The organism is Thermoanaerobacter sp. A7A, from assembly GCF_000445185.1.
Classification (GTDB): Bacteria; Bacillota; Thermoanaerobacteria; order Thermoanaerobacterales; family Thermoanaerobacteraceae; genus Thermoanaerobacter.
In genome coordinates, this window is the sequence record NZ_AVAF01000115.1 from 1 (window position 1) to 13,034 (window position 13,034).

The 13,034-nt window shown below is 33.8% G+C and carries 12 protein-coding genes; 10 read left to right on the forward strand and 2 right to left on the reverse strand.

Annotation, left to right across the window (positions count from 1 at the left end):
- The first annotated feature begins 126 nt into the window (after window positions 1-126).
- From nifS to M663_RS0108170, 3 genes are all read left to right on the forward strand, one after another.
- The gene (gene nifS / locus M663_RS0108160) at window positions 127-1,281 is read left to right on the forward strand and encodes a cysteine desulfurase NifS (RefSeq protein ID WP_029688572.1); all 1,155 of its coding nucleotides are present in this window, start codon (window positions 127-129) and stop codon (window positions 1,279-1,281) included.
- Entirely contained in the window at window positions 1,278-2,408 is a 1,131-nt protein-coding gene (mnmA, locus tag M663_RS0108165; protein WP_273702668.1) for a tRNA 2-thiouridine(34) synthase MnmA, read from the forward strand. Before nifS ends, mnmA begins: the two co-directional genes overlap by 4 nt.
- Window positions 2,409-2,480: 72 nt before the next feature.
- On the forward strand, window positions 2,481-4,871 hold the full coding sequence (locus tag M663_RS0108170) for a heavy metal translocating P-type ATPase (RefSeq protein ID WP_029688574.1): 2,391 nt from the start codon (window positions 2,481-2,483) through the stop codon (window positions 4,869-4,871).
- 18 nt (window positions 4,872-4,889) lie between these two features.
- On the opposite strand, the gene M663_RS0108175 is transcribed toward M663_RS0108170, so the two are convergent.
- Window positions 4,890-6,266: an ATP-binding protein gene (locus M663_RS0108175; protein WP_029688575.1), complete on the reverse strand. Its 1,377-nt coding sequence runs from the start codon at window positions 6,264-6,266 to the stop codon at window positions 4,890-4,892.
- Between the two features lies 1 nt (window position 6,267).
- The gene (locus M663_RS0108180; protein WP_019907869.1) at window positions 6,268-6,942 is read right to left on the reverse strand and encodes a response regulator transcription factor; all 675 of its coding nucleotides are present in this window, start codon (window positions 6,940-6,942) and stop codon (window positions 6,268-6,270) included.
- Window positions 6,943-7,122: 180 nt separating this feature from the next.
- On the opposite strand from M663_RS0108180, the gene M663_RS15415 reads away from it, so the two are divergent.
- From M663_RS15415 to M663_RS0108220, 7 genes are all read left to right on the forward strand, one after another.
- A complete protein-coding gene (locus M663_RS15415; RefSeq protein WP_273702669.1) occupies window positions 7,123-8,064 on the forward strand; it encodes an HD-GYP domain-containing protein in 942 nt (313 codons plus the stop codon).
- Window positions 8,065-8,170: 106 nt separating this feature from the next.
- Window positions 8,171-8,719: an undecaprenyl-diphosphatase gene (locus M663_RS0108190; RefSeq protein WP_029688577.1), complete on the forward strand. Its 549-nt coding sequence runs from the start codon at window positions 8,171-8,173 to the stop codon at window positions 8,717-8,719.
- A 349-nt stretch (window positions 8,720-9,068) separates the two neighbouring features.
- Window positions 9,069-9,494, forward strand: a complete 426-nt coding sequence (locus M663_RS0108200; protein WP_029688578.1) for a PaaI family thioesterase — start codon at window positions 9,069-9,071, stop codon at window positions 9,492-9,494.
- 53 nt (window positions 9,495-9,547) lie between these two features.
- Window positions 9,548-10,294, forward strand: coding sequence for an isochorismatase family cysteine hydrolase (locus M663_RS0108205; protein ID WP_029688579.1), 747 nt, complete (start codon window positions 9,548-9,550; stop codon window positions 10,292-10,294).
- 62 nt (window positions 10,295-10,356) lie between these two features.
- Complete coding sequence (locus tag M663_RS0108210) at window positions 10,357-10,716, forward strand: hypothetical protein (RefSeq protein ID WP_337954497.1); 360 nt, start codon at window positions 10,357-10,359, stop codon at window positions 10,714-10,716.
- 34 nt (window positions 10,717-10,750) lie between these two features.
- Window positions 10,751-12,427, forward strand: coding sequence for a 2-polyprenylphenol 6-hydroxylase (ubiB, locus tag M663_RS0108215; RefSeq protein WP_029688581.1), 1,677 nt, complete (start codon window positions 10,751-10,753; stop codon window positions 12,425-12,427).
- 29 nt (window positions 12,428-12,456) lie between these two features.
- Window positions 12,457-13,026, forward strand: a complete 570-nt coding sequence (locus M663_RS0108220; RefSeq protein ID WP_004401599.1) for a TetR/AcrR family transcriptional regulator — start codon at window positions 12,457-12,459, stop codon at window positions 13,024-13,026.
- Window positions 13,027-13,034 lie beyond the last annotated feature (8 nt).

Sequence of the window (13,034 nt, forward strand, 5' to 3'; positions counted from 1 at the left end):
GTAAAAAAATTATAAAAAAAGGTACAAAGCAAAAAACATCTGACACATTAAATCTTGACATTATTGATGAAATTATAAAGGTAAGAGAGATACTAAGAAGTAGAAAATAATAGAGAGGCGATTTTTGTGGATAGAATTTATTTAGACAATGCAGCGACTACTCCAGTTGATAAAAGGGTATTAGAGGCGATGTTACCATATTATAGTGATGTTTTTGGTAATCCATCTTCTCCGTATTCATATGGTCAAGAAGCGAAAAAAGCTATTGAAGAAGCGAGGGAAAAAGTGGCAAAAGCTCTGGGTGCAGATGCAGACGAAATATATTTTACCAGTGGTGGGTCTGAGTCTGATAATTGGGCATTAAAAGGTGTAGCATATGCGTTAAAAGATAAGGGAAATCACATTATTACAACGGAAATTGAACATCATGCAGTACTTAATACTTGTCGATATCTTGAAAAAGAAGGATTCAAAGTAACATATCTTCCAGTTGACGAATATGGACTTGTAAAGCCTGAAGATTTAAAAAAGGCAATTACAGATAAAACAATCCTTGTTTCTATAATGTTTGCCAATAATGAGATAGGTACGATAGAGCCAATTGAGGAGCTTGTTAAAATAGCTCATGAGAAAAATGTATATTTTCATACTGATGCTGTGCAAGCAGTTGGTAATATACCAATAGATGTAAAAAAATTAGATGTTGATTTGTTATCTCTATCTGCCCATAAAATATATGGACCTAAAGGCGTGGGAGCATTATATATAAAGAAGGGGGTAAAGATTCATTCGCTTATACAAGGTGGAACACAGGAAAGGAATAGAAGAGCGGGCACAGAAAATGTTGCAGGAATAGTAGGACTGGGGGAAGCGATAGAGCTTATCACGAAAAATTTGGATTCTCATATAAATAAACTTACATTTTTAAGAGATAAACTTATAAATGGAATATTAGAAAAAATACCATATGCGAGGTTAAACGGGCATCCAACAAAAAGGCTTCCAGGCAATGTTAATGTATCATTTGAATTTGTAGATGGCGAATCCCTTATTTTAAACTTAGATATGGCAGGAATATGTGCTTCAAGTGGTTCAGCATGCACTTCTGGTTCATTGGAGCCATCTCATGTGCTTCTAGCAATTGGGCTCTCAAAAGAATTAGCTCGAGGGTCTTTGAGACTTACAATAGGCAAAGATAACACAGAAGAAGATATAGATAAGGTTTTAGAAGTACTTCCACAAATTGTTAAAAGATTAAGGTCAATATCACAGATTGTATGAGAGAATCTACAAGGAGGTTAGAAAATTTTTTTATGAAAAAGAATAACAGAGTAGTTGTAGGAATGAGCGGAGGTGTTGATAGCTCTGTTTCAGCGTATCTTTTAAAAGAGCAGGGATTTGATGTTATAGGTGTTACGATGCAAATATGGCAGGACAAAGATGAGGAAGCCGTAAGAGTTGAAGGCGGCTGTTGTTCATTAAGTGCTGTTAGTGACGCCAGAAGAGTAGCGAATAAGATTGGCATTAAATATTATGTAATGAATTTTAAAGATGTTTTTAAAGAAAAAGTAATAGATTACTTTGTAGATGAATATTTAAAAGGTAGGACTCCTAATCCATGTATTGCTTGCAATAAATATATAAAATTTGAAGAACTTTTGAAAAGAGCCTGGATGATAGATGCGTATTATGTAGCAACAGGCCATTATGCGATTTGTGAGTACGATGAAGAAAGAGGAAGGTATATATTAAAGAAGTCTGTAGATACTTCCAAAGACCAGACTTATGTACTATATAATCTTACTCAAACTCAGCTTGAGCATATTTTGTTTCCACTGGGTAAATATAAAAAAGATGAGGTCAGAGAGTTAGCTAAAAATTTAGGCCTGCCTGTTGCATCAAAGCCAGACAGTCAAGAAATTTGTTTTGTAACTGATAATGATTATGGAAAATTTATTAGAGAAAATGCCAAAGAAGAGATAAAACCAGGAGAATTCCGCGATACGAGAGGTAGATTTTTAGGTTATCATAAAGGGATTATACATTATACAATAGGACAACGGAAAGGTTTAGGAATTTCTGTTGGCAAACCCCTCTATGTTGTCGATATTGATGCAGAAAATAATGTGGTAGTATTAGGATACGGTGACGAAGTATTTGGGGATGAACTCATTTCCTATAATAACAACTTTATTTCAATTGACAAACTTGAAGGAGAGATGAGAGTAAAAGCAAAGATACGGTATACTGCAAAAGAGCAGGATGCAGTAATACGACCACTTGAAGATGGGAGGGTTTTTGTGAAATTTGACAATCAGCAAAGGGCTATTACACCAGGACAGTCAGTAGTTTTTTATGATGGAGATATTGTTGTAGGAGGGGGAACAATAGAAAGAAAAGTTAGATAAAATTTCGGAATCTCCTTTTATTTGGAAGAATTTCCTATAAAAATACTGAGAGAATGAAGAGGAGATGAAAATATGGCCGAAAAAGCTAATTTAAAAATAACAGGGATGTCTTGTGCAGCTTGTGCAACCAAAATAGAAAAAGGGCTTAAAAGCTTAGATGGAGTTTTAGACGCAAATGTAAATCTTGCGATTGAAAAAGCAACAGTTATATATGATCCAGATAAAATTAATATATGCGATATGGAGAAAAAAATAGAAGATATAGGATATGGTGTAATAAAAGATAAAGCAGAGCTTGCACTTATGGGTATGTCCTGCGCATCCTGCGCTGCCAAAATCGAAAAAACCTTAAAAAACCTGCCTGGTGTAAGCAATGCATCAGTTAATTTTGCGACTGAGACAGCAATTGTCGAATATGATTCAAATGAAATTGATACAGAAAAAATGATTAAAGCGATAAAAGATATAGGATATGATGCAAAAGAAAAGACTGGAGTAGGTATTGACACAGAAAAAGAGATAAAGGAGAGAGAAATAAATACATTAAGGAAACTTGTAATATATTCAGCGATTTTAACTGTGCCGTTAGTAATATCAATGGTTTTTAGAATGTTTAAAATTTCAGGAGGAATACTTGATAATCCGTGGTTACAGGTATTTTTATCTTCACCTGTTCAGTTTATCGTAGGTTTTAGATATTATAAGGGTGCGTGGAACAATTTAAAAAATATGACGGCAAATATGGATACTTTGGTAGCTATGGGAACATCTGCAGCGTATTTTTATAGTTTGTACAATGTATTTACCAAACCCTCTCATGAGATACACAATTACTTGTATTTTGAGGCATCAGCAGTTATTATAACGCTTGTAACATTGGGTAAACTGCTTGAAGCTACAGCCAAGGGGAAAACATCTGAAGCAATAAAAAACCTTATGGGACTACAAGCAAAGACCGCAAGAGTGATAAGGGATGGGCAAGAATTAGATATACCTATTGAAGAAGTCAAAGTTGGGGATATCGTTGTTGTAAGGCCGGGTGAAAAAATACCAGTTGATGGTAAAATAGTTGAGGGTAGTTCCACAATAGATGAATCTATGATAACTGGTGAATCTATTCCTGTAGAAAAAGGCGTTGGTGATGAAGTAATTGGTGCTACGATAAATAAAACAGGAACGTTTAAATTTGAAGCGACAAAAGTGGGTAAAGATACGGTACTATCGCAAATTATTAAAATGGTAGAAGACGCCCAAGGTTCCAAAGCGCCAATTCAACAAATTGCTGATAAAATCTCTGGTATTTTTGTACCCACAGTTATGGGTATAGCTGCTACCACCTTTTTAATTTGGTATTTTGGGTATGGAGATTTTAATGGGGGCATAATAAATGCAGTATCAGTACTTGTAATAGCCTGCCCGTGTGCCCTTGGACTTGCAGTTCCGACCTCTGTGATGGTAGGGACAGGAAAAGGAGCAGAAAATGGTATACTCATTAAAGGAGGAGAGCATCTGCAGAGGGCAGGAAAAATCACGACAATAGTGCTTGATAAGACTGGGACGATAACAAAAGGAGAACCGGAAGTTACAGACATAGTAGCTCTTGGAGATTTTACCGAAGATGAGATTTTGAAAATTGCGGGAATTGCGGAAAAAAATTCTGAGCATCCATTGGGACAAGCAATTGTCAATAAAGCAAAAGAAAAATTCAAAATATTGGAAGACTCTGAGAAATTTGAGGCTATACCAGGCTACGGTATATGCATTATGATAAATGAAAAAGAGTTTTATATTGGCAATAGAAGGCTCATGGACAGACAAAATATTGATATAACGTCAATTGAAGATAAGGTCACAGAACTAGAATCACAAGGTAAAACAGCAATGATATTGGCATCTCACGACAAAGTTTATGGCATTATAGCTGTTGCAGATACTGTAAAGAGTGACTCGGCAAAAGCAATTCAAAAGTTACAGGCTATGGGTATTGAAGTATACATGATTACGGGAGATAATAAAAGGACTGCTGAGGCAATAGCAAAACAAGTTGGTATAAAAAATGTTCTAGCAGAAGTATTGCCAGAACATAAGGCTTTAGAGATTATGAAGCTTCAAAAAATGGGAAAAGTAGTTGCAATGGTGGGAGATGGTATTAATGATGCTCCTGCTTTAGCTACTGCGGATGTTGGCATAGCGATAGGTACAGGTACAGATGTGGCGATAGAAACCTCAGATATAACGCTTTTAAGTGGAAATCTTATGGGTATTGTGACCGCTATAAAATTAAGCAAAGCTACCATGAGAAATATATATCAAAATTTATTCTGGGCTTTTTTATACAATACAATCGGCATACCATTTGCTGCGATGGGATTTTTGACTCCAGCTATAGCAGGAGGGGCAATGGCATTTAGCTCAGTGTCAGTTGTAACAAATGCTTTAAGATTGAGAAGGTTTAGGGCATGAGTTTGGAATTGTCCAAACTCATTTTTTTAAGGTAGGAAGCCATACTACAAAAGTCGTTCCTTTGCCTTCACAGCTTTCGACTTGGATTTTTCCGCCGTGGGCGTTTATAATCCACTGGCAGATAGAAAGCCCTAATCCACTTCCTCCGCTTTTTCTTGTCCTTGCTTTGTCAACTCTATAGAACCTTTCAAAAATATGGGGTAGATGCTCTTCAGGTATTCCTATTCCTGTATCTTTGATAGAGGTCTTGATAAATTTTCCTGAATTTTCTACACTTATCTCTACTTTTCCACCAGCTGGTGTATATTTGATGGCATTGTCTATTAAGTTATAAAAAAGTTGAATTATTCTTGTTTGATCTCCCCTAATGTAGGAAGAATCATTTTTTATAATTTTTAATGTTAAGCCATTGTTTTCAACAAGAGGGGCAAGTTCATTTACAATTCCTTCTATTAATTCGCTGAAATTTAAATTTTCTATAGTCAATTTTTCTGCATTAGAGTCACTTCTGGCAAGGAATAATAAATCGTGAACAAGTTTTGACATGTGTTTTGCTTCCTCAAGTATTACTTGTAAAGCTTTTTTATATTCTTCCTTTGTGCCTGTGCCATTTAATGCTGATTCTGCTTGGGTTTGTATTACAGCAATAGGAGTTCTAAGTTCATGGGAGGCGTCATGGGTAAATTGTTTTTGCCTTTTAAAAGAGTTTTCAAGTTTTTCAATCATCATGTCAAAGGTTTGGGCAAGATTTCCTATTTCGTCATTAGTGTAAGGTAGGTTAAGTCTTTTAGATAGGTCACCAACACTTATTTCTCTTGCAACTTTAGTCATGTGACTAATTGGTTTTAATGCTTTGTTTGAAATAATAATCCCGCCTAAAATTGTAATACCAATTAAAATTGGAATTATAATGGTGAAGATGCCAAACAGATTTTTCATTGCTATATCCATTAAATTTAACGATTGAGCTATTACAATTATTCCTATTATTTTACTGTCATAATATACAGGAGCAGAATACATCCTAAGCTTTCCTTCAGGTGATGTAACAGTTTGGTATTTGCCTATGAAATCAGTGTTTGTAGTATATTGGCTAAGAATTTTTGAAGGAATATTGGATTCTATTAGCTTTAAGTCTGGATAAGAATAAATAGCTCCGTAAAAATCTGTGTTGGCATAAAAAGGTTCGTCGCCAGATTTAATTTTTCCATTTTCTATATCAAGTACTGATGATATTTGTTGAACTTGTGTTTTAAGTATTGTATCTTCATTTATAATTATCATTTTTTCCAGACTTAAATAGGTTACGACACTAAATATTGTTATTACAATAGTTAATAGCAGCACATACCATAATGTCAATTTTAGTTTTAATGGAAAATAAATTTTTTTCATTTTACTTAGACTCCTTTAAACAATATCCGCTACCTCTTATCGTATGAATGAGTTTGTTTTCAAAATCATCGTCAATTTTTTTTCTGAGATAGCGTATGTATACGTCGATAATATTGGAAAAGCCATCAAATTCATAGTCCCATATATGGTCGGCTATTTGGGTGCGGGTTAAAACTCTCCCTGCATTTCTCATCATATATTCTAAAAGGGCAAATTCTTTGCTTGTGAGAGTTATTTCTTTGTCTCCTCTTTTGACTTGGCGTGTCAAAGTATTTAATTCTAAATCGGCAACCTTTAAAATAGGGCTTTTAGTAGGAGCTTCTCTCCTTAAAAGGGCGCGAATTCTTGCCATTAACTCACACAACTCAAAAGGTTTTGTCATGTAATCGTCAGCTCCTGTATCAAGACCTTTTACTTTGTCTTCTGTAGCATCTTTCGCTGTAAGCATCAGTACAGGAGTGTTAATACCTTCATTTCTTAAATTCTCTAAAATTTTAATGCCATCCATTCCCGGAAGCATTATGTCTAAAATTATTACATCATAGACATTCATTTTGGCATATTCTAACCCTTCTAAACCATCTTGTGCAATATCTACACTATATCCTTCTTCTTTTAAAGCTTTATATAAAGCATTTACTAAATTTTCTTCATCATCTACAATGAGAATTCTCATAAATTTTCCACCCCTTTACAATTCTTAGCTTATTATATCAAAATAGTGTTAAAAATTCATTAAAATTTGACTATAGTCGATTGTTGACAATAAAAATTTATAAATATACAATATTCGTAGAATAAGCAAGAAAATTTACGAAAAAGCAAATTTTTTGTAATTTCAGAGGAGAGGAGAGTTATGGAGAGATTTAAAAGTAAAATTTTCTGTCTTTTAAAAAACAAAAAATTTACAGACATTTTAATTTTTATATTGTTACTTATAATGATTGGAATTATATTTTATACTTCCCGAAAGATAAACACTATATATTTTTACGCCTATACGCGACTTTTGTATATTCCTCTTGTAATTTCTGCTCTAATGTATGATTTGAAACGCAGCTTAATTACTCCTACGCTAATAAGTATAGGAGAGTTTTTAGAAATATATTTAACTGAAAAATCTTATATTTTTCTAATATCTATTCCACTGTATTATTTTGTATCCATATCTATTAGTTACTTTAAATTACAGGCAGAGAGACTTAGAGATTTAATCAAGGAAACAAATGAAAATCTAAAAGATATGAAAAATGCATTGATTTCTGCGTTAGAAGCAAAGGATGTGTATACACAAGGACATTCTCAAAGGGTTTGTAAACTTGTAACACAAATTGTTTATAAAATGGGAATTGAAGGGAAAAAAGCGGAAGATATAATCACGGCAGCAAAACTTCATGACATAGGGAAAATTGGCATAAGAGATGAGGTGTTAAACAAACCAGGAAAACTTACTGATCAAGAATTTGCTGAAATAATGGATCATCCGGTTATGAGTTATGAGATTATAAATAAGATGAAGGTTATGGAAAATATCGCAAAGATAATACGTCATCATCACGAAAAATATGATGGCAAAGGATATCCTGATGGATTAAAAGGTGAGAAGATACCTTTAGGTTCACGAATAATAGCCGTGGCTGATGCTTTTGATGCCATGACTTCTAAGAGGCCTTACAGAGATTCATTTACAATGGCTCAAGCTATTGAAGAATTGAAAAAAAATGCGGGAACACAGTTTGATCCTAAAATTGTTGATGCGTTTATATCTATAATAGAAGATTTAGGTATTGACTATTAATTTAACATTAATACATAATCAATTATAATTTTTTAATTTGTTTTTAATGAAAATCTAATTTTCCTTTAAGACTTCACCTATATAATATTTCATGAGGTGAAGAAATATGAATTTGACACTTTTTCACATGATAAATGGCTTAGCAGGCCATAATATTTTTTTGGACAAGATTATGACTTTTATTGCTGTGTATTCTCCAATTTTGTATGGGATGCTTATGTTGGTTCAGTGGTTTATAGGCGGTGATAAGGGTAAAAAGACTTCTATGAACGCCTTTTTTGCAGCTATTATTGCACTAAGTTTAAATTTAATAATTTCTACCGTCTATTTTGAACCCAGACCTTTTGTGCATCACAAAGTCAATCTTTTGGTAAAACATCCTGCAGATGCTTCTTTTCCGAGTGACCATGCGTCAGGAGGTTCTGCTTTATCTTTTACAGAGATTATGTATGACAAAATTATTGGCAGTATAATGATGGTTTTAACTCTATTACTTTTATTTGCAAGAATATATGTGGGAGTACATTATCCACTGGATATCATAGCTGGCTTTATAATAGGATTTATAAGCAGTAAAATTTTAAGAGGACTTGAAGGAATACTTAGTCCTGTTGAAGGGTATATTATAAAAATATGGCATGAAATATTTGCATAAACACAGGAAAAGTCCTGTGCAGACTGTAGGCAAACTTTCGTAAAGGAGATATTTTGCATAAGGAGTGACTTGTTACAAAGCGGTAACAAAACTTAACAAGACCGAGGGTGGAGGCAGGGCCGAAGCCATGGATGGCGGAGGCGGGCACCTTAAGGCATGGATGCCGATTGTGCCCGGTACCCTGCCGGAACCTGAAGGTCGAGTTTAGTTTTGTCGCTTTGGAACATCGGAGCAACGATGCAAAATATCTCCTTTGAATATTTTTTAACTTTGTCAACAAACTGCACAGGAGAAGTCCTGTGTTTTTTATGCTATAATAATAACAACAACTTATGAGGAGGGCGGGAATGTGAAAGCAATAAATGGTGGAATAGATGAAAAACTTTTTGAAGAACTTTTAAAAATAAATAGGAATACTAATTTTCATCAATTAATAGGGGTGCATGTAGCAGAATTAGGGAAGGGTTATGCTGTTACAAAAATAGAAATTGAAGAAAAACACTTAAATCCTCTTGGCATTGCTCATGGAGGCGTGCTTTTTTCTTTGATGGATATTACAATGGGTATGGCAGCTCGCACAGTTGGAAAGCAAGTGGTGACTCTTGAAATGAATATAAATTATGTTTCACCTGCAAATTTGGTTGACAAAGTAAAGGCGATTGGAAAAATAGTACATGCTGGCAATAAAACTACTGTTGCAGTTTGTGAGGCTTACACAGAAGAGGGGAGACTTTTGGCTGTGGCAAGAGAAACTTTTTTCAATGTACTGGATTAAGTATTTTTGTGGTATAATTTTGGCAAAAGAGTTGATTAGAGGGGGAATTTTTTATGAATTTTGATAGCTTTTTGTATAACACAAGGCCATTTTTAAATTACCTTTTTGACTTTTATAGCAACCTTGAAGAAAAAAGTTTAAGCAGTGTAATATACAATGCTGATGGAAAGGATAAGGTTTCAGTTTTGGTTGTAGATATGCTAAATGGTTTTTGTAAAAGCGGTCCATTGGCTAGTCCAAGAGTTGCAGGGATAATAGAACCCATAAAAAATTTATTAAAGGCCTGCTACAGAATGGGTATAAAAAATGTGTTCTTTTTAAATGACGCTCATCCTTCAGATGCAGTTGAATTTGAAGAATTTCCACCTCACTGTGTAAAAGACACTTTTGAAAGTGAAATTGTTAACGAATTAAAAGAAGTAGTTGAAGGAGAACCTGTGATTGTAGAGAAAAATTCGTTGAATGTGTTTTTTGGAGGGGAATTAGAAGGCGGGAATGAGTTTTTAAAGAAAGTTGTTGAAATGATAAAGGAAGGAAAATCTACTTTTATCGTTGTAGGAGATTGTACTGATTTATGCGTTTACCAGACGGCTATGTCTATAAAAATGATTGCAAATGCCAATAATCTTAAAGTAAATGTAATTGTACCGGAAAATTGCGTTGAAACCTATGATACATCTGTAAAAACTGCCGAGTCCCTCAAGATAATGCCTCATGATGGCAATTTGATACATACCATGTTTTTGTATCACATGAAATTAAACGGTATAGAAGTTGTAAAAGAGCTGTTGGAGGAGTAATAAAATTCCATATTGACTTTAGGAAATTTTAGTATATAATATTAGTAGAGATATTAGGACGGATGTCCGAATTAATTTTGAAAGGGGTTATAAATATGACAAGTTTGCTTGAAAAATCTATCAATTTTGGCTTAGGATTATTTGCATTATCGCGAGAGAAAATAGAAAAAATAGTAGAAGAGCTTGTAGATAGAGGAGAAGTTGCAAGAGAAGATGCACAAAAAATGGTAAAAGACTTAGTAAAAAAAGGTGAAGAACAGAAGGAAGAATTGAGAAAAATGATTAAAGACGCAGTTGCTGAAACGTTAGATTACATGAACATCGCCAAAAAGGAGGACATTGTTAGTAAAGAAGATATAAGAAATATTGTTCGTGAGGAAGTCAGAAAAGTGCTGGAGGAAATGCAAAACACAAAGAAATAAGTAACTATAAAATTTTGATGACAGGTGTGAAATAATGCAACATTTAAGAAGATACAGAGAAATAGTTTTTGTATTCATCAAATACGGGTTTGGTGCTATAATTGACAATATTGGAATTTTAAAACATATAAATGTAAGAAGAAAAATCTTGAAGCAAACAAATGATGAAAATATTGCGAAACTTTCCCGGGGAGAAAGGTTAAGACTTGCTCTTGAAGAATTAGGACCTACTTTTATAAAGATGGGGCAGATTTTAAGCACAAGGTCTGATATTTTGCCAAAAGATATAATAAAGGAATTGGAAAAATTACAGGACAAAGCTCCTGCTTTTTCTTTTGATGAGGTGAAATCAGTTATACAAAATGAATTTGGCGAAAGTTTGGAGGAAACCTATGCTGAATTTGAGCCTACTCCTCTAGCGGCGGCTTCTATAGCACAAGTTCACAAGGCTTTGTTGTGGTCAGGCAAAACTGTTGTTGTCAAGGTTCAAAGGCCAGGGATAGAAAAAATCATAGCCCAAGATATGAGGATATTAGAAGATATTTCCAAATTTGTTGATAATCATACAAAGTATGGGAAAATATATAATTTTACAAAAATGGTAGAAGACTTCAAAAAGAGATTGGGAGAGGAATTAGATTTTAGAATAGAGGGGGAAAACGCAGAAAAGTTCAAAAAGAATTTTTTAAAAGACAAAAAAGTCAAAATTCCTTCTATAATCTGGACCCATACGACAAGACGTGTATTGACGATGGAATACATTGATGGCATTCCGTTAAATGATTTTAATGCAATTGAGGAGGCTGGATTAGACCGCGGTGCAATTGCAAGAAACCTTGCAAAATCTGTATTGAATCAGATTTTAAGGGATGGTTTTTTCCATGGAGACCCTCATCCGGGAAATATTATGGTGCTAGAGGATGGGACAATAGCATTTTTAGATTTTGGAATGGTAGGTAGCTTAAGCCCAGAAAGGAAAAGACAGTTTTCTAAAATGTTGTTGGGGATTGTTTACAAAAATAGCAGGATGATTATTGAAAGCGTTATAGATTTAAATGCGATGACTTTAAATGTTAATATGAAAAAGCTAGAAAAAGATATAAATAATTTGCGAGATAGATATGTTGAAATACCGCTAGAAAAGCTCAAAGTTGGAGAAGTCCTCAATGGGATATTTGACCTTGTATTTTCGTATAATATTGTAATTCCCAATGAATTTAATATGCTGGCTAAAAGCCTTATAACGTTAGAGGGGATAGTAGAAAAGTTAGATCCCAAAATTAGCGTTTTAGAAGTGGCAAAACCAATTGCAAAGCAGTTGATACCTAAAATGTTTTCTACTCAACATATGAAAGAAGAGATAATAAATGCCACAATGGATTATAGCAGATTGATAAAAGAGTTGCCATCATTTTTATTGAATTTTTTAAGGAAAACAGAAGAAGAAAATTATGCTATAGAATTGAAAATAAGAGACCTTGAAAATTTAGAGAAACGGGTTGATAAGGTATTTAATCGACTTTCCACCAGTATTATACTTTTGGCTTTAAGTATTGTCATTGCAGGGATTTTAATAGGGTCAGGAATGAGTGCTAATGCTGGTGCAGAAATGTATAAGCTTAATGGGATAATTTTAAAGATTGGTTTAGCGATAGCTTTTGTCATAGTTTTAGGTTTAGCAATTTCTATTTTCCGATCTGGGCGGCTTTAATAAATAAACTTCAAAAGGGGAAATCCAAGATGGAAGGAAGAAACCAATCGCAAAGAATATTAAATGCTGCATATAAGTGTATTTCAACTAAAGGATATGCTAATGTTTCCTTAAGAGACATTGCAGAGGAAGCTGGTGTTGTGTTAAGCCAATTGCATTATTATTTTGGCAGTAAGGAAGGGCTTTTTACAGAGGTAATAAAGATGATGATAGATAAATATTTAAAAGAAATAAATGAAGCTTTGAGTATGGGAGAAACTGCAAAAGATAAGATGCTATCCTTAGTGAATTTTTTTAAAGACCTTTTAAAAAATAATCCAGGACTTTTTAAACTGTTGTACGATTTTACAGGTTTAGCTATGTGGTCCTCTTCTTTTAACAGTTTATTAAAAGATTTATTTAATGACTTATCTAAAATGATTGAGGAAAAAATTTTAAGTAACAGTGCTTTAGGAGAGAATTTTAGAAATTATTCTCCACGAGCAGTAGCGAGGATGATACTTGGTGCAATGTTTGGTACGGGAATTCAAGTGATTTTAGATTCTAATGAAAATGAAATTTTGGATGCGTTAAATGCCATACAAATTATTTTTGAATAGAAATGGTG